Raw genomic sequence first — 20,075 nt, forward strand, 5'->3', positions numbered from 1 at the left:
AATAGGACTTACGCAAGTCTCATAATCAAACTAACTGTAGAGTGCGTCAGCCCTAATAATCTCGTACACATTCTGTGGATTTTCCACATCTGACGCACCCTACCCCTGCGTTCAATTTTTTCCCAATCTAATACAACATTTTAGTCTTGCCACGCCACTACTGGCGTGTTTTCCAACTACAACCACATCAAAATACTTTTTGTACTAAGTTTTGTGTTCACTTTGGGATATACACGATTTCGTCTGTGCCAATCTCTCAGGGTAGGATTGTCAGAGGAAAGACGCTGAAGAAAATTTTCAAATTTTTGACGTTGATGTGAATTAGTAGCTCCTAATCCAAAATCAAGAGAAGATAGAACCGATTGGCGCATTGATGGATTCTGTCGATTGAGAATAGAAACTAGAAAACTGGGATTTTTATTAGCCCATTCTGCAATCACACCAGCATATACTTCTTCAGAAACTCCATCTACATAGGGAGATATTTTCACTAAAGTCTGTGCTGCTTTCTCATCTCCCAGTTGTGACTTCTTCCCCAAATTACTCATTGTGGGGAGTCCTAAATTCATTAACAGTTCGCGACCTGCATCACAGGAAATCCGAGAGATTTGGTTGCTGGCTAACCAACCAGAAACAGGAAAATTAATTCTTGACCATCCCTGACGGTGCTGGCTGATTTCAACTGAGCTACCCGTAGGTAAAGCAGCTAAAACATTACCTTTTCTTACTTGAGGAAAGGAACGAACATTGACATAGCCATCTTGAGTAGTTACGAAAAATCTTTGGCAAATTTCGGATGGTTGAGTAGGATTACCAGCAATAACTAAAGCCAAGACAAAAGGCAGTATACTAGACATTATGCTTAATTTTTTCTCATTATATAGAATTCATACTTGATTTTTAAAAGATACATAGGCTGATGCACTGCCCACCATCTCATGGTTTTGGCGATGCACTCCCTACCCTACAGGTACTGAGATTTTTTCAGAAATCAAATGGGATTCCTATATGTTCTATTTTTATTAAAAATAAAAAGCATATATGTAAATAATTACCCCCCTAAGATTGATAGGGGGTAACACAGAGAAAGATTTACGGTTGCGGACAAGTTCCTAAACCCCAATCAACATAAAAGCCTTTTGGGTCGGTTTCGCGCAGCCAACTAACAAAGCGTTGATAATCGGCAATATTGTATATTCCGACGCAACCTGCTGTCCCAGGAGAGCCTTTTCGTCGATTCCAGTCAATGTGGATTTCGATCGCACTTCGCCTTGTAGAATTTGGCTCTAGATAGGTCAGAGGAGTAGAGACAGGCCCTACCCCAGGAGTAGGAAATTCTCCAACGTATTTATCCTTTCCTGTTGCCCATTTAATGCTCTCTATTTGCCATTTTCCTTCAGGCAGAGGTTCTAAAGATTTGGGAATACTCTTCGTTCCAGTTTTAAAAATCTGTCTGCTAGGCGCTCCAGAACATACATTTAAAAAATCTTGAAGTTGACCGTCTTTATAGTATTCCATTTTCAGAACAAAACAACCGAACTCATCTCTTCGATTCGTCTTGGTCAATTTGAGATAAGTTTTCCCAGGAATTACGGGAGAAACATCGGCGGGAGCAACTATAGCAGCAGTCTTAGGAGCATCTTTTCCCCAAAGTTTTTCCCAGGTTTTTGTCCCCACTTTACCGTCAGCTTCACTATTTCCAAAAACTTTAGCCTGAAAAGCTTTAACGGCTCTATCCGTATTCAAACCTAAGTTCCCGTCAATTTCTCCTTGGTAATATCCCAAATCTCTCAAGCGTGTTTGTAGCCTCTTTATATCCTGCTTGAGGCTGTCTGAAGTGTTATCTTCTGCTCCCATCCCCATAACTAATAAAGCATTTTGCAAAGAAGGAACATCTTCATCCTTCACTTGCGTTATCGTAGCCGGCTGTCTTTTTTGGATGACAATTCTTTCTCCGTCAGGAACTGCTTTTCCAGAGGGGGCTAGGAGAAAATTCTCAGCATTAGGATATTGACGCAGAACCGTAATTAAATTTTCTTTTCCTGGGCTTTCTAAAACTAAAATTTCTACAACATCTGCACCGTTACGCGCGACGATAATAGTTTTATCATCGCCATTGTCTCGATAACCTTCCAACCACGTAACTTTATTTTGTAGAGATTCTTCCGCTTTCTCTAAGGGAGTTCCTTCTCCACTAGTTTTCTCAAATAAAGCCTTTTCATCTTTGCGGCGATTAGTTAATCCGGGGAGGACGATTTTCTCACCATTTTTAGTAGCTTTATCCCATACCAAAAATTGCTCTGCTGCTCCAGAATAATCGCCAGCATTAAGTTTCTTAAGTAACGTACTTCCTGCAAATGCTCCAGTTCCTATGTTGTAGCACAAAGAAACCAAGGCATCAAATTGGTTTTGATTCAGAGCTACCGTAACATTTTTCTTAACAGTCTCAGCAACTTCATCGCATTCTAATTTTAATAAATCTTCGGCTTCTTGTTCTGAAATAACATCATCCAATTCTACTTTTTGTCCATTGGGATAACGAATTGTGCCATATCCAATGGTAGGGATATTAACAGGGTCTAAATAAGCCTTGTTACTGAATCCTTCCCATTTCTTGATGATATCCAGGCAATTTTGCGAAATATTCATTTTTCAAATCCTTCAGTTCATTAGATTAAATTTTTATATTAAGAAACACCAAAAGATCAATTATCCAATTTGGCTGTTAGTAGGGTGCATCGATATCAATATTTTCTGGGTATGGCTAGGTTTATCCTAAGTAGCACACCCTAAATTTTGGATATTGTTTTATTTGGAATTTCCTAAAGTCAATGCAGGAGAAATAAGAAAAGATAATTCTAGTTTAATTTCTCTTTCTTTGCATATTCAGTTTGTAACTAGAGCCGAGTAAATAATTCATGTTTTTCAGTAAGAAATCCAGCTATAAAAAAGGACTAAAATCCTTGCTTTGAAATAAATTTAAATAAAATTACTTTCTTTAATAGAGTTTACGTGATTCCAGCCAAATCAATTACTTTTAATAGAAAATAAATGAATTTTCATTAATAAAAGCATATAACTTGTAAGTTAAAATTGTTTTTATTAATAAAAATTACTTTGATTAATTATTTCCTAAAAAAATAAATCAAGTAAATTACAAGAAATTTATTTCTAACTTGAATTACTACTTTATTTCTATTAAATGAAATGATATGTTTACAGCAATTACAATGTGTGTGCGATTGATCACAGTTAATCAGTGTTTAAACACATTGACAAATTGACTATTTTGGTATATGAGCTCAAAAAATAATTAAAAGGGAAAAACTTTATATACTTGCTTTTGTTACCGACTTAAATTTCCCTTGATACCATCAATCAAATAAAGTTACTAAGTTTAAGGTTCTTGTACTTCTATCTGCGGTATGACTTTGTTGTTTGATTTTAGTTTTAATTGAGCAAACACTCATTTTGTTGCTTCTAACTGCTGTTCGTTCAACATAGTTAGGACTTACGCAAGTGTCATAATTAAACTAACTGTAGGGTGCGTCAGCCCCAATAATTTCGTACATATTCAAGGATATTCCACATCTGACGCACCCTACTACTGTGCCAGTTGCGTAAGTTCTGATAGTTATCCCTACCCCTTCACCTCCCCGAAGGAGGTTTGACTAATTTCCAAATCAAATAATCATCATCCCCATACACAAGGTTCGGCTTTAACTGATACTTTCTCACAATTTGTTGTCGCCAAGCATTTGTAGGGTTGAGGAGAAAAATATCTGTAAAATCATTAGGAATTGTAGGCACAGTTTGGTCTTTTAATAACTGAAACCTGACCTTGGGTTCTACAATATAACTTAAGGAAAACACATTACCGTAATTAATTTCCGAAAAATTACTAATTAATAATGGACGAGATTTTTGATTAATAAATCTAGCAATCTCAGGATTTCCATAACTGATACCCTTATTCCACCAAGTGTCTGCTTGATAGTATAATCTAGAAGAAATTAAACTACAAACAATTAACAATCCAATAATTATCTGCCAGATTCTCCGATGAGAGACATTACCGTTATACATTTGGGTAGATAATAAGTAAGCAACAATGGTTTGAATCCCTAAATATGACGGTAATAAATAAGGTTCAGAACCTGGACGAATACCACCAGAATTGACAGCTTGGAGAATTAAGGGTAAAGCAGGTACTACAATTAAAAGGATAAGAAACAACCAAACTTGATAGTTAGTTGTGCGACAGAAGAAATAAGTTGCGTATATAACTAAAAATATAAATAAAGATGAAATCCAATAATTGAGTTGAGCGTCTAAAGATAAATCTAAGTCGAAAAAACTCCTACTCACCTGTGCTAACAAAAAAGGAATTAGAGGTATTGTATTTATGTCTTGACTATTGATGCCATCTGATGAAAGTAAAAATTGAAAGAATCTAGCAAAAACAATCAATAGCCAAGGGAGAAATGTCATAAAACCGAAAATGGTGGCTATTAGATAAGACCTGACAGTTTCCGTCAATCTTAATTTGGCAATTAATACTACATATATACCATGAGCGATCGCCACAAAAATAGTCCACAAACAAGTATATAAACTCAACGCCAAAGTGACGACATAAATACCCCAACTTGTAAAGGTGTCTGATTTGTGCTTTGATTGCAACCGGATCGCCCTGAGTAATGCGGTACTAGCTAGTATGATGGTAACTAACCAGAAGATATATTCTCTGGCTTCTTGGGCGTATACTAGGGGTATCGGTGAGTTTGCCATGAGTGCGATCGCTAAAATCGGTAGCGATATTACATTAAATAACTCTTGACAAAACCAATAAAGGCAGGGAAAAACCAATAAACTAATCAGTGCGGATAAACATCTAATTGCCACCACAGAATTACCAAATATTTCTACCCAAAACCTAGCTATAATAAAATACAATGGTGACTTTTCTGGACTTTCCAGTGCTAAAGACATTACTGTATCACTAAAGCCTTTATCCACATTAGTGTTTTGAAATTCTAGAAAATTTTCCCTAGAAATTATCCGTCCTTTAAATAATTCTTGTTTGACTTCAGCTACCGTATAGCCAGAAATTCTTAATGAAGTATAAGTTTCATCCGCAGAATACACTTTCCTGTCGATATAAACAAATCGAAACAAGATACACATTACTAAAAGCAAAATCATTAAGAACCGTAACCAACTCGGCACAACTGAGAAATGCCGCATAACTATTTTTCTCTAAATAAATTCATTTGGATGTTTAAATTGCGTAGATACAATGTAAATCAAAAGGCTATATCACTAATTTTATTGTGTCAATATTATATTTTGTTAACTCTCAAGAAACACAGGTGACAGATTACAGAAACAAGAAAATAGAGAATAGTTGTGTTTCTTTCATATTTTGCGGTAGCGTTCATCGCGCCCGTGGGAGGCTGATATCTTGCACCTTCTTTTTGGCAGCAGGTGGCGATGCGCTCCCCAACCTACGAAATAATCAGCTTTCTAGCTTGTGATTTTAGCAATAAGAGATTGGTGCAAGATGTAAGTTAACAAGACAATAATGGAATTATCATCATTATTAATAACTTCATCAAATGCTACAGTTTTATTAGATACTATAATTGAGTTTAAAAAATAAAAATCTGCTAATTGGTATAGGATTTATACTTAATTTTTGCAAGTCTACGTAGGGGAGTGCATCGCCACAACCATGATACTGTGAGTCATGCCTAAAGTTACTGATATGTGAAAAGAAGTGAAATGCAATGCTTATAAATAACTGCTACTGAGTAAAACAAGTAGGATAATGCCATCTAGAAAACTCTTTAACATTAGCTATAGTTAAAAAATCAATAGTTTTAAACTGCCTATCAATCGCAGGTAAACTACAAATTTTAGCACCAATACTAAAGTATGCCTGTAAAATATTGGGAATTTCTACATTACATGAATCTGGAGATTTTTCGGGTATATCTAGAGAATAGGTAGATTGTGGATACACTAATATTTTCTTGTGGGTAAAATTATTTTTTTTAAAATAATGATAAGCACAAGCGGCTTCTACAGGTGATTGTGTTGATAATGAAGCACAGCCAAAAAAGTATTTACTACAGTTTATAATCAGATAGTTAGTCAAGCCTTCCCATAACATTAAAAGAGCTTGAAGACTGCGATATTCTTTTGCTATACAGGCACGTCCAATTTCTACAGATTTCTGTAATATAGAATCAGGAATTGTTTGCAGGTCAAATATATCGGCTGAATCGAAACCTAAGCCTTGAGAAGCCATTTTATAAGTTTGCATTCTATAAGTACCTACAGTTTTACCTGTAAGTTTAGAAATTAGCATCAAATGATGACAAACTGTATCAAACTCATCTTGATCCATTTGCGTCAGCCTAGAAGTAGAAAGTCCCAAACTTAGTTCTAGATTAAAAACCTCAAACCGTAGGTGAAAAATCGATACTAATTCTTCTTCAGTTTCCGCAAGTTTGAGAATATATTTATCGGTTTCTAGGGTGGGAAAATCTTTGACAGTAGGAGGACGAAGTGGGGAATTGATGTGGCGATATGAAATTTCCATCTGTCTTCCAACTTAAAGGTGTAAAGATATCCTAACTTTGAGGATTTACTGGCTATATAACAGGTGATAGGTGACAGGGGATAGCGGGACTTAGTTCCCTTTCCTGTCCCCTGTCCCCTGCTATATCTGCTAACTGCTATACCAACAGAGAACTTGATTTATTCATGTGTCAAAGTGCGACTCAGGCATTTTTTGACAACAAAATACTCCAGAAGAGTTAATGTAGTAATGTGGTTTTATTATGCACTTAACTGATAATAAAAATCTGGCGCTACGATACAGAAATCCTTGAATATCAAGTTTAGATAACTAACTTAATTAGTAATTACCTTGATGGTAGTGAAGTGCTGATAATTGGTTTAATTTTATTGTTACTGTGAATATTATACCAATTTGAAAAAAGAATGCGACAGTAGGGGCGCACAGATGTGCGTCCCTACAGATAATCGATGTGTTGCAAATATTTTTTGAATTGGTATTAGTTTTGTTGTTTCGTAATAAACAGTTTAACGTGAGTTCGACCAGTGGGGTTTTGACCTCTCCCCCAACCCCTCTCCTACGAGGAGAGGGGAGTGTAGAGTATGAAATATCAAAGATAAATTAGGCTTTTAAAGCCTCTCTCCTCTTAGGGGCTACGGTGTACACACATCTCTATGTTGAGCCAAACAGATCATTTGATCCCCCATTATCCCCCTTAATAAGGGGGACTTTGAGAGCTTCCCCCCTTTTTTAAGGCTAGGGGGGATCAAAACGCCGTGGGACAAGTTTATATGACTTGTGTGTACACCGTAGCCTCTTAGGGGAGAGGAATGGAGGTGGGGTTTTTCAGCCGTCGAACTCAGGTCAGTTTAATTCGTAAAACAATCAAAACTCAAGCCCAAATAAGGCAGGACTGACGCAACTGGAACAATTGTAGGGTGCGTCAGATGTAGAACATCCTTGAATCTGGACGAAATTATCGGGGCTGACGCACCTTACAGTTAGTTTGATTATGACACTTGCGTAAGTCCTATCTCACTGGCGCACCCTACATTTTAGATATTTTTTTATCTGGAAGTTCCTAAGTAAAATTCGTAACCCGCTAGCTAATTCTTAATCACGAATTACGAATTATGAATTAATTTTGTTGACTGTTGTTGTAGCGAACCCTAGTACCAGCCCAAAGCAATTTTTCGCGTAGGGTTTGATAGTAGGAATTGTTTTCCCGCAGCACAATAAACTTAGCCCGACAGTCAGCCATGCGAATATCAACGCGATGTGCAGGCCAAATCGAAGTGGCTAAAACCCCGTCCATCCACAACTTAGTGCTTAAATCATAGTCTCCCAAAGGCCAGATACTCACAACAGAACCTGCGGGAAGAACTATCGGACGGCTAGAAAGACTCATGGGACAGATAGGGGTGATGGTAAGGGCTTCCATACCATCGTGCATGATGGGGCCGCTAGCAGAAACTGTGTAACCAGTGGAACCTGTGGGTGTGGAGATAATCAAACCATCGCCTACGTATTGATCTACTACCTCACCGTCAATTTCCATTTCTAGGATAGAAGTAATCATGCGATCGGCTGAGGCGGGTTTGACGCAAAATTCATTCAACCCCAGATATATGTCGGTAACTGGTTCCAAGTTTGTGCGATGTCCTTCATACACCGCCGCTTGCAACATCATCCGCCGTTGAATGGCGTAGCGGTCTTCAAATAACCTGTCCCAGACTTTTTCTGTATCTTGAAATTCGTCAACTGATTCGGTCAAAAAGCCCAGATGACCCCCTACATTCACTCCGAGAATGGGGATACCGGCTGGGGCTAAATGTCGGGCGCTGGTTAAGACTGTACCATCGCCACCTAAGACAATTGCCAGGTCGATTGGTTGACTAGCTGAAGCCAAAAACACGGGATATGGGTTATCTTTTGGCCCGCTAGGCCCCATCAAAACCTGACAATTGCGATTTTCTAGCTGCTTGGCGCAGAGTTCAGCCCATCGTTTGCTTTGAGAGTCTCGCGCCTTATAAGCAATGATTACCTGCTTGAGTTGCACACGCAATTACCACTTCAGGAGATTAAACTGCTCCATATCGACGGTATCACGGTTGCGATAAATGGCAAGCACGATCGCTAACCCAACCGCCGCTTCAGCAGCTGCCACAGTGATCACAAAGACTGTGAAAACCTGACCCTTAATTAATGTTGAGTCAAGAAAGTTGGAAAATGCCATTAAATTCAGATTAACAGCATTCAGCAGCAATTCAATTGACATCAACACACGCACAGCGTTACGGCTGGTAATTAAACCATAAATGCCGATGCAAAATAAAGCTGCTGCAAGTAATAAAAAGTATTGGAGTTGCATGAATCCTCGTATTTCTTCAGAAAAATCTTGCTGGCTATCTTAATTGTTCTTGATTGTCGCTACCAGCACCTACCAATTCTCTAGGACGTTCTGGCAATGTCAATACAGTTTGCGACAAGTCTCCAGGTGTAACTTCTGGCAGGTACTCACGACGTGCCAAAATAATTGCTCCCACCATTGCCATCAACAATAAAACAGAAGCTAGTTCAAAAGGTAACAAGAAATCGCTAAAGAAATGCTCACCAATCAAAATTATCGAACCATCTCCAGCTTTCGGAGTAGTTGAGTAAGACCAAGGTGTAGCCAATACCATCGTACTCAACAGGGCGAATAATCCCACACTGACGATCGCCGTCAAGATTTTCCTGACATTCGTACTAGGATAGGGCGTAAAATCTTGGCGCTTGTTCACCAACATGATGGCAAACAGAATGAGTACGTTTACCGCACCGACATAAATCAGCACTTGGGCGGCTGCAACAAAATCACCATTTAGCAACAGGTATATTCCGGCAATGCTGATGAATACACCCCCCAGCAAAAAGGCAGAATAGACGATGCTGGATGCTAACACCACACCAAGGGCAGCCCCAATCAACATCGTAGCTAGTATGCCAAAGGAAACAACCTGTACTCCTTCCGCTAGATTCACTGTTTTTGATCCTTTTTGATATGCGAATAAATGGGTAATGGGTAATGGGTAATGGGTAATGGGTAATTGCCATTACCAATTGGCTATTACCTATTAGCCGTTTTCTACCAAGTCTTCTGGACGTGCGCCAGCGCGGGGTGCGTTGGCGGGTAGATCGTGGGGGTCTAGTACACCTTTGGGAAGATAAACTAGTTCCCGTAGTGGTGTCACCATTGGATCGTTTGTAACTTTGTAGGGCAGACGACCTAAAGCCACACTATCATAGTTGAGTTCATGGCGATCGTAAGTTGACAGTTCGTATTCTTCTGTCATTGATAAACAGTTAGTTGGGCAGTACTCAACGCAGTTACCACAGAAGATACAAACACCGAAATCGATACTGTAGTGATTGAGCTTTTTCTTCTTGGTGGCTTTGTCAAATTCCCAGTCCACTACAGGTAAGTTAATCGGACATACCCGCACACAGACTTCACAAGCGATACACTTGTCAAATTCATAGTGGATGCGACCACGGAACCGTTCCCCAGGAATTAGTTTTTCGTATGGGTACTGTACGGTGACAGGACGGCGGCGCATATGGTCAAAAGTTACAGCTAGCCCCTGACCAATATAACGACCAGCTTGTACTGCTTCTTTGGCGTAATCGCCGACTTGCTTCAGGAACTTTAACATTTTGTGTCTCTCTACTCTTTTTTGGTAATGGGTAATTGGTAATGGGTAATTGGTAATGATTGGCTTTGCCATTACCGATTACCGATTAGCTATTACCCGCCGAAGGCGACGGGAAAGGCGAGTTTCAGGGCTGCGGTTAATAGTAGGTTCACTAAACCAACTGGTAACAAAAACTTCCATCCTAAATCTAGCAATTGGTCAATGCGTACCCGTGGTACTGTCCAACGTAAGAGGATGGCAGTAAATATTAAAAAGTAAGCTTTGAGTAAGGTCATGGTGATACCCAAAGCAGCGTTAACTACCTGTAACGCCGGGTTTGCTTCGCTCACACCTACCCAACTAGCTAATAGATTGATGGGAATGGGGAAATCCCAACCACCCAGGTATAATACTGCTACCAACAGAGCCGAAAGCACGAGGTTTACGTAGGAACTGAGGTAGAACAGGGCGAATTTCATCCCTGAATATTCGGTTTGATAACCTGCTACTAGTTCTTCTTCTGCTTCGGGTAAGTCGAAGGGCAAACGTTCACATTCTGCTAGGGCGGCTATCCAGAAGATGATAAAACCGAGGGGTTGTCGCCAAATGTTCCAGCCCAGGATACCGTAGCCTGATTGTTGGTTGACAATATCCACGGTACTGAGGCTATTGGACATCATAACGATCGCCAACACACTCAGCGCCAAGGGAATTTCATAACTAATTGACTGCGCTGCTGCTCGCAAGCCACCTAATAAGGAATACTTGTTATTAGATGAGTAACCAGCCATCAACAAACCAATGGGTTGGATGCTAGATAAAGCAATCCACAAAAATATGCCTGTGCCAACATTAGTAATGAGGATATTCTGTCCAAACGGAACAATTAGATAAGACAGAAATACCGGCAGGACTACAAGAATGGGGCCGAGGGTGAATAGCCAAGGGTCAGCCTGAGCCGGGACGATATCTTCCTTGAATACCAGCTTCAGACCATCCGCTACCGGAGCCAACAAACCCAATGGCCCGATATACTCAGGGCCTATCCGTTGTTGTGCGGCTGCCGAAATCTTCCGTTCTAGCCATACGCAAACCAGCACGCCCACAGTAGCCCCAATGAGCATGAGGATCATGGGCAGAGGCATCCAAATCGCTTTAGCTGTTCCTTGTGGGATTCCTAAATCCATTAGGGATTTAATAAACGTTCCTTGGAGGTCAATTCCTGAGTTCATGTTTTCGCTCTTTAAGTCATCAAGTCATGGTGCAGCTACAATCATTAGTTAAACTAATAGCTGCAACTACACCCATAAATATCTCTGCTGAGATGACACCTGATTGAAGATTTGTTGCCATTTCCCATGCCTAGTATATCCTTGGATGGTTTGAGGCTTTTGCATCTCTATGAGAACTTCTACTTATAGGTAGGATTGAGATGGACTATGGGGGTTTCAGTTATCAGTTATCAGTTAACACAAGTACACTTGATAACTGTTCACTGTTGACTGATAACTGATTGAGTCCCCAGTCCCTCACTCAAGCATCACAAAAACGCCGCTTCCTTTTTGGCGACGGTTATTTGCTGGCTATCGATTTACTGATTCCCAGATGTTGGACTATTAAACTAGACTGCTAATTGGACTGAGTTTTTTCCTCCCAGTCCCCAGTCCCCAGTCCTCAGTCCCTAGCTAACGTTGCTCAATAGGAGTATAGGCGATGCTGTGTCTACCGTTATAAACCTGGGTAGGACGGAAGATGCGGTTTTCTTCGAGTTGTTCTTTCCAGTGGGCTAACCAACCGGCAACACGAGCGATCGCAAATATTGGTGTAAACAGGTCGGTAGGTATGCCCATCTTCCTGTACACCAAACCAGAGTAAAAGTCAACATTAGGATAAATCCCTTTGTGACCTAATTTTTCTTCCACCACCCGTTCCATTTCTTGGGCGATGTCGTAGTATTTATCCGCGCCAAACTTGGCAAATAGCTGTTCGGCAAGCTCTTGCAGAATTATTGCCCTTGGGTCTTTGACTTTGTACACACGATGTCCAAAGCCCATGAGCTTTTCTTTGCGTAGCAGCCTGTCCTCAACATAAGGGCGGACATTCTCCACGGAGCCAATTTCTTCCAGCATCTGAATTACTTCTTCATTGGCTCCACCATGTAACGGCCCTCCCAAGGTTCCCACGGCGCTAGCAACCACCGCGTAGGGGTCGGTCAAGGTGGAAGCTGTTACCCTCGCACTGAAGGTAGAAGCATTCATTGTATGCTCAACGTGGAGAATCAAGCAGACATCGAAGATTTTTGCCGCCAAAGCATCCGGTTCTTTCTCGTTGAGCATGTAGAGAAAATTGGCGGAATAATCTAAGTCATCGCGGGGCTTTACGGGGTCGTTACCTTTCCGCATTAACTGGAATGCTGCTACCATCGTCGGAATAGTGGCTATAAGGCGCACTACCGCATCCCGAATGTAGACGGGGTTGGTTAAATCTCGACGGGAATAAAACAAGCCTAACGCCGCAGCAGAGGCTTGGAGAGCGTCCATTGGATGACCGCTTTCGGGGAAGCATTTCATCATATCCCGAATCCGATATTTAATCCGCCGATGGAGGCGAACTTCTTCCTCAAACGCTTGCAATTCTTCTTTTGTTGGCAATTCGCCCCAGATTAAGAGATAGGCAGTTTCCAGAAATGTACTTTTCTGAGCTAATTCCTCAATCCGAATGCCACGATACTCTAGTATTCCCTTTTGCCCATCCACATAACTGATACTTGATTGGGCTGCGGGAATGCCTTCTAAACCAGGCTTGTATTCGCACACCGTCATGGCAACACCATTTGCTTTGTGAAATATCTGATCAAGCTAACTTACCAGAAATCGTTGCCGCCATAACAGTAAACTAACTCACAACAATTCTGGAAAAGAAAGTTGCAAAACTGTTATAGCAAGTACCTGGGCGGTGTCAACCAGAACAACTGACTACGACCTACAGGTGAACCAATTTCTGGCAGTTTTACTCCGATCATACCTGCTTTTTTCAGGACTAAGCTGTCTTTGGCTTCCCCCCAAAGGAGAATTTCTGCCCAGTTACTTAAACAAGGCTCATGTCCCACTAGGGCAATTTGGGTATTTTGGGAGAAATTTTTCGGTTTTAACCAGTAATCTAGCCAATTATAAATATGACCATTGGGCGCAAGATGATTAGACTCTTCTAAATGGGAACTGAGTCCAGCAGCTAACAGGATTTCTGCTGTTTGCCTTGCGCGAACTAGAGGACTGGTAACAATTAAATCAAATTCCAAGTCTAGTTTCACCAGACGATGAGCGACTTGCTCAGTTTTTTGCCTGCCTTCCTTGGTGAGCGATCGCTCTTCATCTTTTATACCAGTTTGTTTCTCTTCAGCGATGCCGTGACGAAATAGATATAGTTCCACGATGTTTATACTGAGTAATAAGGATTAACAGTTACGGATATATTAATAAGTTTAACCCTTGAATAAATCTATAATCTCGTTGGTTTTTTGTGATAAACGGGTAATTTCCTACTATTGCTGTAGCTGCAATGAGACTATCAGCAATTAGCAAGCCATGACTTAGCCTATAAGTCCGCAATAAATCAACTGCTTTGTCTGAAACAGCTTGACTAAGTTTAATGATATGAAACTGTTGGAGAAAACGTTCTAAAGTCTGTAGTTCCGCTTTGTTAGCGCAACCAATCATGAGTTCCATTTGTGTAACTATGCTAATTGCCAAGCCAGAGTTTACTTTGAGAGTTTGTAAACAGTTTACTGCTTCAGTAACACCATAACCAGCATCAATTAAAATATCGGTATCAATAATAGTTAAATTAGTCATTTGATTATGACCACTCATTTTCTCTCACACTACGCACCCAAGCAGTGCTATCAGTTAAATCTTGGCGATCGCGCCACATACCAATAAAACTATCATTGGCTAAATTATCATCTACTGGTTCTTTTGCAGGTTCAACCACTGCATATCTTTGCCGTAAAAAAGCTATAAAGTCAATTACTTGACGCTGTGCTTCTACAGGTAAGGATAAAAATTCATTCAACAAATCTTGCTGTGTCATTAACACTCACCAAATCACGCATTAGGCTATCTTATTAACTATTTTGCCATAACTTACAACGATGTGCGATCGCTTTCATCTGTGGAAATATCTTGTTTATCTTGTGACTGTGTTGGCTTAATTGATTGATACAGCAAAAGTCTATCCCTAGTATCTCTTGCCAATTGATCAAAGGTAATACAGATGACTTTGTGGGAGTCTACCACCACTTTATTTAAACGCCACTCTAATCTAGCTTTATCAATATCGGAAATAAAAGCATCCCTACCTATTACGAGAATGCCGTAAATTTCTATATTTTCACTGCCAAAAATAGAACGAGATAAAGAAGTATTCTTAAAATCATCAATCTTCCAAAACCAATCAATTATTTGGCTAAATCCATGCTCAAATCTCGGCGACCAATCCGATGTACTTCTCCCTTTACTTATAAAAATACTGTCTTCGGTAGCATCTTCAAACTCAACAAAACAGTAAGTGTTATTTATAGAATCCCCAACCACTAAATCGGCACGAAAATCACCATAAAAAGTAAATTCATGTTTTATTTAATTAAATCTAATAATTTGAGGAACGTAAACACCAATGAATGCTGATAAATGCAGTCTCCTTTTAAAGAAAGGAAGGATATCTTGAGTTTCTTTCAAGGTCTGATTTGTATTAAGTAGATGTTCAAATTCCTCAAGTTCACGCAGACACTTTTTTAGGTCTAGGGTAAAATTATCTAGACCTTTCATGCTTTAGCCTCTTCTATTGAGCCAAATAATACTTCAAGGCGATTGTGGTTAACTATATCAACAATAGTTATTTCTTCTGTGTTCAATGTAAATACAATTCTATATATACCAGCATTCGCAATAAAATACGGACTTGATTTCAACTTCTGGGTTTTAACTTGCGAATGCTCAGGAGATTCCTGAAGGAGATGGATAGTAGAAAGAATACTTTCTTTCTCTTGAGCCTGTAACGTATCAAGTGCTATTTGTGCTTTTTGTTGGAAAGTTATTTTCTTTCTTTTTAATTGAGGGTTATTCTGATCCTCATCAGAAGCCAGAGACTCATCAATTAGGTGCTTAAACTCATTATAGTGTGTCTCTAGACCGCCTTCTTGCGAGCGTTGTTTAATCTCTGATATTACTTTATTTTGTGTTTCTTTATCAAGATTTGCTAATTTTGAAGCAATAATTTCTTTTATATTATGTTGTTCTTGTTGTTCTTTTTTGACTATATTCATCCAAATTACGGATATTTTTTGATTTATTTCAACTTCATTTATCCATTCAATAAATAATTCATGAACCAAATTTACAAAATCGCACAAAACTTGATGGCTCAGATTCTCTACGTATCCATGAGCGAGACTGTTTCGCACTTCATAATAAGTTTGAATAATATCAAATTGAGGGATTGATAACTCTCCTAAAGAATACATTTGCTTTATTAAGCTTATTGTTGGAAAACGTTCAACAGGAATTGATAAATCAACTGCTCGCCTTCTTAAAGCGCCTTCAAAAATACTCCACATAAACAGAAAAGCTGGCTCAACATGATTTTCTATAAGTCTATGAGCTTGCTCAAATCTGTCAACTAACTCTTGCCATGAAGGAAGTTGTTCCGATATTCCAGGTAATGATTTGCTTTCTACGTCTTCAAGGGTCACTAATAAAAAGCGCCAGCCTGGATGCTGACTTACTTTCTCTGCTATAACATGGAAACGATCCACAGAGATTCGGTTGGGGCTACTCTTGATTTCAATGACTAAACCTGAGTTATCCTTAGTAGCAATAATATCTGGTTGGTAATTACCTAAGTCAAAAGGCATTTGCTCTATTTTAGGTTCAATTAAAACGTTAAACCCTTCACTTACATACTTGTCCGCTAGAGATTTGAGCTTTTCATCATGTAAAATTTTATTACTGTTAGTCATAAGTATTTCTCCAATGGTTGAGATTCACTCACTTTTACGTAAACACACTCTTGAGCATTTAGAAAACCTTGCTGTAATAAAAAAGGTAAATTTTTCTTCTTAATTGGCTCAGATAAAAACCGACGATGACCATCTACATCTGATATTAAACTATCATCTTCAAAAACTAAGCCTACAAGTGCATCCTGAATTGGCTTAATAATATTATCTATGTCAGGTGGGGAATCACCACAAAGATAAACTAGAGTTAACTGGAGATTAGCATCTTGAATTGGGCTGTTACCTTGCCAAACGTTTTGAGCCTCAGAGCGGACAAAATTTTTCCATTGTTGAAGTCTTTTCGGGTTGGCTTGTACTGAAAGAGGTCGTCTGTTAATGAGAAATTCAAAAGGTAAATATGTTATTCGCATTCCCAGTTTATCTTTTGAGCATTTCTATACAAACTTACAGCATTTTCTCCAAATAACTGCTTCAGCCGAGAAAACTTATACCTCATTGTATCGAGTTTCACTATATATAGACAGCCAAGAAATCTCTTTCTTGGCTTAAGATTCAATTACTTAAATTTCAGTAACTCCAATTTCTTCATCTGTTCAAGAGAAATTGGCTATTTGTTCTGAGTAATTTAGCCTCAGACTCACTCCGACTGAATTGGGTTATCCTTGGGATTAACTAACCTCAACAATTTCTGCTTAATTTGAGCATCAAATACTTCCCATTTCATCCTGGCATAGGCAGAGTTTTCGTTACTCCCAGACAAGAAACCCATCGGAATTTCAAAGCCGCCAGCGCCTGTTCTTCCCCCACCAAAAAATCGACCTGTACTATCTTGACCGAAGGCTTCTTTGATAAATTCATCGGGGTCTAGGGTCAATTTAGTAGTCCTTAAGGAACCAATGACTACTTCTAATTCGTCATCTTCATCATGGACAATGCCGTAAACTACAGCAGTGTGGACGTTTTCCTCAGTAACTAGGAAATCTGCGGCTTGGGGGATAGCGTCGCGGTCATCGTAGCGCAAGTAACCCACACCAGCAATGGAAAAGTTGTTCTGCACAATGCGATTTTTGAGCGATCGCTCGATCACATCCATCACCCGTTTAGAACGGTTTGCCTGTAAAATGGCATTGAGCAGTTGAGCGTCATAAAATCGGCTCAGATAAGCCGCAGCCATAAAGTCTTCCTCTTGCGCCTGCATCAGTCGATTTGTATCAGAACGCAAGCCGTGCATTAAGGCTGTGGCACATTTGACGTGCTGACCGATACTGCTATCTAAGCTCAATAGACCAGTCTGGAGATATTGAGTAAAAATTGTGGCTGTGGCGCGTACATAAGGACGGATATCAACAAAATCCGCTTTGATATCTGTCTGTAAGCTGTGGTGGTCAATCACCGCTACTATGGGAATACCCGCCTGCTGTACTGCTGACAATAGCTGACTTGTTGTTCCTTGGTTATCAATAAATACCAGACCTTGATAACAGGATAAGTCCTTACCTTTGAGGGTTTGCGGTGTCCAACGCTGGGCGGGTAAACCTGTCAATTTAACTAGGGCAATATTTTCTTGGTGACTTAAAGTCCCAGCATAAATAATCTCACACTTGATATCGTATTGCTGGGCAATTAATTGGTAAGTCCAAGCACAAGAAAGGGCATCTGGATCAGGGAAGTCTTGCAATATAATTAACTGACGCTCATGGCGGTGTAATAATAGCGTCTTTTGCAATTCTTCTGACTTCTGAAAGGCAAGGGAATTGTTCCGTTGTCCTGTATATATACCTACTCCTTCACCTATGGATGCGGGCAAGGATGGTTTTGTAATGGTCACTTCTGCTTCTTTGTCTACTTCAGGTTCTTCAGGGTTTGGCTCTTTAGTCAATGAAAAACTCTCAGACTGCTTAAATGAAGAATTCAATTGCATATGCAAAGTTTTTGTAAATGTGAGGCTCCATTGATTTGTTCAGAGATATTGCCATCAGCAATTAACTGATTTAACCCCACATTCTGATCTTCGCAAAAATCTAGCAATATGGGGATACATATCTCGGTATATTTTTTGTCAAGATGGTAATTCAGCAATTTGACAGATTCCACCATAATGGTGATTCAGGATGAAAACAAAGACGTTATATTTGTGGTAAGGCATTTTCAAGGCTGATCAATCTTTGTTATATTAGGTTGCGTATTAAAGCTATTTGCTATCACAGCTTTTGCTAATTTACCCCTCAAAAGGATGGTTTGATATTGCGAGATTTATGTCTTGCTGATCACTCCCACCAGGCATATCTTTTACATTCCCCAGGTTTACTTTGATTGGGGTGTATTTCCGACCTCATATTTCAGTCTATCCTTTGCTGGGCATAAATTTAGGCTCAAGGTTTTATTGACTAATATTCAATTTTACCCTTAGTTCTATTCTGAAGGCAAAAGGGTGTCTTGTATCAATTGACTGTCATGACTGTCAGCAGCATTGTCAACAATTTCTGATTTAAGTTTTTGCATTCACCCCAAATACAGCCAATTTCTAGTACATGAGTTAAGGCTGTCGCCAGTAGTTAAACAGGATAAATCAATTAAGGTTGGTGGTCTATTCCTTTGGGGAAGCAAGCTACAAGCAGCGTCTGGCAAAGATGAATTTAGCTCTCAAAAAAGGGCGTTGCTGATTGAAAATATGAATTTACCGGGCTACGCCCCGCTACGCTAACAAGCAAAACTTATATCTTGCACCATTACATTATGGCGAAAATCAAAGCCTAAAACCCCTATTATTTCGTAGGGTGGGGAGTGCAGGGAGCCAGATGCTTGTTGAGAAAGTGCAAGATGTCACAAAAGCAAGCCACCTGTGTGCGGTTCCCCCGTTGAGGAGAGTGGCGCACATTCGCTACTAGGCGTTCCCGCAGGGTAGACGCAAAGTTACAAAGAATAAACAAGATAATTTTGGCATTTCATACTCTGATTCAGCAACGCCAAAAAAGGACTAAAGTCCTTACTACGAGGACAGACGAGAGAATAATGACGAAAATCTTGCGAAAAAATAGCGCCTTAAGTTTGCCGTTTATTAATTTATGTGTTATTATAGGAGGCTGTTGGCTGTTCAACGGGTTAATTGCCTATGCCCCTACATCCTACGTGGGTAAAACATCCCTCGCTGGATAGAGGCACAATAAGATTTATACCCAGTTTGGTACTTGAAGCGGCTTAATCTTAGGCTGATCTGGTACGACCAACTAGACAAGCAACTATCACACCTACTTCTAGGTGACAATTGACTGGGTACTTAAGATTATTGTGTTAGTGTCAAAGTCCTATAACATATTTTTGCCACTCTTGATGCAAGCCACTCTTCAGATGTTTGCTGACCTCAAAATAGAGGCTGCTGTACGGTTGACGAGGCTGATGGCGCAGAGGCATCCGGGCCTCTTGGGGTGTGCGACTGCCTTTTTTGACATTGCAACGGACGCAAGCCGTCACAATATTTTCCCAGCTATCGCCACCACCGCGCGATCGCGGAATAACATGGTCTAATGTCAGCTCATCCCCAGTGTATCCACAGTATTGACAAGTGTGTCCATCGCGATGCAAAATATTGCGGCGAGTTAGTGGAATTTCCTTGTAAGGAACGCGGACATAATGACGCAACCGGATTACAGTTGGTAACGGAAAGTCAGAGTAAAGAAACCTGCCGTTGTGTTCAACACGTTCTGCTTTGCCCTTGATTAATAGAACCGCAGCACGTCGCCAGCTCGTTATATTGAGCGGTTCGTAAGAGGCATTTAATACTAAAACCTTCCCCATTGAT

20 protein-coding genes are annotated in these 20,075 nt (G+C 39.9%); 2 read left to right on the plus strand and 18 right to left on the minus strand.

The window, feature by feature from the left end; translation table 11 throughout:
- Positions 1–176: 176 nt before the first annotated feature.
- From H6G83_RS34775 to H6G83_RS03175, 3 genes are all read right to left on the minus strand, one after another.
- Positions 177–857, minus strand: a complete 681-nt coding sequence (locus H6G83_RS34775) for an SH3 domain-containing protein (protein ID WP_199328300.1) — start codon at positions 855–857, stop codon at positions 177–179.
- 235 nt (positions 858–1,092) lie between these two features.
- Complete coding sequence (locus tag H6G83_RS03170; protein ID WP_190466835.1) at positions 1,093–2,649, minus strand: glycoside hydrolase family protein; 1,557 nt, start codon at positions 2,647–2,649, stop codon at positions 1,093–1,095.
- A 999-nt stretch (positions 2,650–3,648) separates the two neighbouring features.
- The gene (locus tag H6G83_RS03175) at positions 3,649–5,247 is read right to left on the minus strand and encodes a glycosyltransferase family 39 protein (protein ID WP_190466837.1); all 1,599 of its coding nucleotides are present in this window, start codon (positions 5,245–5,247) and stop codon (positions 3,649–3,651) included.
- Between the two features lie 86 nt (positions 5,248–5,333).
- Here H6G83_RS03175 and H6G83_RS03180 point away from each other — a divergent pair, with 86 nt between their 5' ends.
- The gene (locus H6G83_RS03180; RefSeq protein ID WP_190466840.1) at positions 5,334–5,537 is read left to right on the plus strand and encodes a hypothetical protein; all 204 of its coding nucleotides are present in this window, start codon (positions 5,334–5,336) and stop codon (positions 5,535–5,537) included.
- A 269-nt stretch (positions 5,538–5,806) separates the two neighbouring features.
- On the opposite strand, the gene H6G83_RS03185 is transcribed toward H6G83_RS03180, so the two are convergent.
- The 14 genes from H6G83_RS03185 to H6G83_RS03250 all read right to left on the minus strand — a co-directional run bounded on the left by H6G83_RS03185 (position 5,807) and on the right by H6G83_RS03250 (position 18,197).
- Positions 5,807–6,607 (minus strand): GNAT family N-acetyltransferase, encoded by an 801-nt coding sequence (locus H6G83_RS03185; RefSeq protein ID WP_190466842.1) that lies wholly within the window; start codon positions 6,605–6,607, stop codon positions 5,807–5,809.
- A 1,117-nt stretch (positions 6,608–7,724) separates the two neighbouring features.
- Positions 7,725–8,645 (minus strand): NAD(+) kinase, encoded by a 921-nt coding sequence (locus tag H6G83_RS03190; RefSeq protein ID WP_190466845.1) that lies wholly within the window; start codon positions 8,643–8,645, stop codon positions 7,725–7,727.
- Between the two features lie 6 nt (positions 8,646–8,651).
- A complete protein-coding gene (nuoK, locus tag H6G83_RS03195) occupies positions 8,652–8,957 on the minus strand; it encodes an NADH-quinone oxidoreductase subunit NuoK (RefSeq protein ID WP_006199065.1) in 306 nt (101 codons plus the stop codon).
- Positions 8,958–8,991: 34 nt separating this feature from the next.
- Positions 8,992–9,609 (minus strand): NADH-quinone oxidoreductase subunit J, encoded by a 618-nt coding sequence (locus tag H6G83_RS03200; RefSeq protein ID WP_190466848.1) that lies wholly within the window; start codon positions 9,607–9,609, stop codon positions 8,992–8,994.
- A 93-nt stretch (positions 9,610–9,702) separates the two neighbouring features.
- Positions 9,703–10,281 carry an NAD(P)H-quinone oxidoreductase subunit I gene (ndhI, locus tag H6G83_RS03205; RefSeq protein WP_190467038.1) on the minus strand — a complete coding sequence of 193 codons (579 nt, stop codon included), beginning with the start codon at positions 10,279–10,281 and terminating at the stop codon, positions 9,703–9,705.
- Between the two features lie 92 nt (positions 10,282–10,373).
- A complete protein-coding gene (gene nuoH, locus H6G83_RS03210; protein WP_190466851.1) occupies positions 10,374–11,492 on the minus strand; it encodes an NADH-quinone oxidoreductase subunit NuoH in 1,119 nt (372 codons plus the stop codon).
- 453 nt (positions 11,493–11,945) lie between these two features.
- On the minus strand, positions 11,946–13,082 hold the full coding sequence (locus H6G83_RS03215) for a citrate synthase (RefSeq protein ID WP_190466854.1): 1,137 nt from the start codon (positions 13,080–13,082) through the stop codon (positions 11,946–11,948).
- Between the two features lie 113 nt (positions 13,083–13,195).
- On the minus strand, positions 13,196–13,690 hold the full coding sequence (gene sixA / locus H6G83_RS03220) for a phosphohistidine phosphatase SixA (RefSeq protein WP_190466858.1): 495 nt from the start codon (positions 13,688–13,690) through the stop codon (positions 13,196–13,198).
- 31 nt (positions 13,691–13,721) lie between these two features.
- On the minus strand, positions 13,722–14,111 hold the full coding sequence (locus H6G83_RS03225; RefSeq protein WP_190467041.1) for a type II toxin-antitoxin system VapC family toxin: 390 nt from the start codon (positions 14,109–14,111) through the stop codon (positions 13,722–13,724).
- Positions 14,112–14,115: 4 nt separating this feature from the next.
- Positions 14,116–14,349, minus strand: a complete 234-nt coding sequence (locus H6G83_RS03230; RefSeq protein WP_190466862.1) for a hypothetical protein — start codon at positions 14,347–14,349, stop codon at positions 14,116–14,118.
- A 53-nt stretch (positions 14,350–14,402) separates the two neighbouring features.
- Positions 14,403–14,897, minus strand: a complete 495-nt coding sequence (locus H6G83_RS35130) for a Shedu immune nuclease family protein (protein ID WP_313934962.1) — start codon at positions 14,895–14,897, stop codon at positions 14,403–14,405.
- Between the two features lie 185 nt (positions 14,898–15,082).
- A complete protein-coding gene (locus H6G83_RS03240) occupies positions 15,083–16,276 on the minus strand; it encodes a hypothetical protein (RefSeq protein ID WP_190466866.1) in 1,194 nt (397 codons plus the stop codon).
- A complete protein-coding gene (locus H6G83_RS03245) occupies positions 16,273–16,686 on the minus strand; it encodes a RusA family crossover junction endodeoxyribonuclease (protein WP_190466868.1) in 414 nt (137 codons plus the stop codon). The genes H6G83_RS03240 and H6G83_RS03245 overlap by 4 nt, the downstream gene beginning before the upstream one ends.
- Before the next feature lie 227 nt (positions 16,687–16,913).
- Positions 16,914–18,197 (minus strand): DHH family phosphoesterase, encoded by a 1,284-nt coding sequence (locus tag H6G83_RS03250; RefSeq protein ID WP_190466872.1) that lies wholly within the window; start codon positions 18,195–18,197, stop codon positions 16,914–16,916.
- Between the two features lie 549 nt (positions 18,198–18,746).
- Between H6G83_RS03250 and H6G83_RS03255 the strand changes: the two genes are divergently transcribed.
- Positions 18,747–18,980 (plus strand): hypothetical protein, encoded by a 234-nt coding sequence (locus H6G83_RS03255; protein ID WP_190466876.1) that lies wholly within the window; start codon positions 18,747–18,749, stop codon positions 18,978–18,980.
- 593 nt (positions 18,981–19,573) lie between these two features.
- Here H6G83_RS03255 and H6G83_RS03260 read toward each other — a convergent pair.
- Positions 19,574–20,071 (minus strand): HNH endonuclease, encoded by a 498-nt coding sequence (locus H6G83_RS03260; protein ID WP_067770367.1) that lies wholly within the window; start codon positions 20,069–20,071, stop codon positions 19,574–19,576.
- Between the last annotated feature and the right edge of the window lie 4 nt (positions 20,072–20,075).

It is taken from the genome of Anabaena azotica FACHB-119 (assembly GCF_014697625.1).
Taxonomy (GTDB): domain Bacteria; phylum Cyanobacteriota; class Cyanobacteriia; order Cyanobacteriales; family Nostocaceae; genus Trichormus; species Trichormus azoticus_A.

What these genes read in the sequence shown, in the direction of transcription:
- H6G83_RS03250 (WP_190466872.1), bottom strand. Translation starts at nt 18,197, where the DNA reads ATGCAATTGAATTCTTCATTTAAGCAGTCTGAGAGTTTTTCATTGACT.
- nuoK (WP_006199065.1), bottom strand. Translation starts at nt 8,957, where the DNA reads ATGCAACTCCAATACTTTTTATTACTTGCAGCAGCTTTATTTTGCATC.
- H6G83_RS34775 (WP_199328300.1), bottom strand. Translation starts at nt 857, where the DNA reads ATGTCTAGTATACTGCCTTTTGTCTTGGCTTTAGTTATTGCTGGTAAT.
- H6G83_RS03260 (WP_067770367.1), bottom strand. Translation starts at nt 20,071, where the DNA reads ATGGGGAAGGTTTTAGTATTAAATGCCTCTTACGAACCGCTCAATATA.
- H6G83_RS03225 (WP_190467041.1), bottom strand. Translation starts at nt 14,111, where the DNA reads ATGACTAATTTAACTATTATTGATACCGATATTTTAATTGATGCTGGT.
- nuoH (WP_190466851.1), bottom strand. Translation starts at nt 11,492, where the DNA reads ATGAACTCAGGAATTGACCTCCAAGGAACGTTTATTAAATCCCTAATG.
- H6G83_RS03240 (WP_190466866.1), bottom strand. Translation starts at nt 16,276, where the DNA reads ATGACTAACAGTAATAAAATTTTACATGATGAAAAGCTCAAATCTCTA.
- ndhI (WP_190467038.1), bottom strand. Translation starts at nt 10,281, where the DNA reads ATGTTAAAGTTCCTGAAGCAAGTCGGCGATTACGCCAAAGAAGCAGTA.
- H6G83_RS03245 (WP_190466868.1), bottom strand. Translation starts at nt 16,686, where the DNA reads ATGCGAATAACATATTTACCTTTTGAATTTCTCATTAACAGACGACCT.
- H6G83_RS03185 (WP_190466842.1), bottom strand. Translation starts at nt 6,607, where the DNA reads ATGGAAATTTCATATCGCCACATCAATTCCCCACTTCGTCCTCCTACT.
- H6G83_RS03230 (WP_190466862.1), bottom strand. Translation starts at nt 14,349, where the DNA reads ATGACACAGCAAGATTTGTTGAATGAATTTTTATCCTTACCTGTAGAA.
- H6G83_RS03215 (WP_190466854.1), bottom strand. Translation starts at nt 13,082, where the DNA reads ATGACGGTGTGCGAATACAAGCCTGGTTTAGAAGGCATTCCCGCAGCC.
- H6G83_RS03170 (WP_190466835.1), bottom strand. Translation starts at nt 2,649, where the DNA reads ATGAATATTTCGCAAAATTGCCTGGATATCATCAAGAAATGGGAAGGA.
- H6G83_RS03175 (WP_190466837.1), bottom strand. Translation starts at nt 5,247, where the DNA reads ATGCGGCATTTCTCAGTTGTGCCGAGTTGGTTACGGTTCTTAATGATT.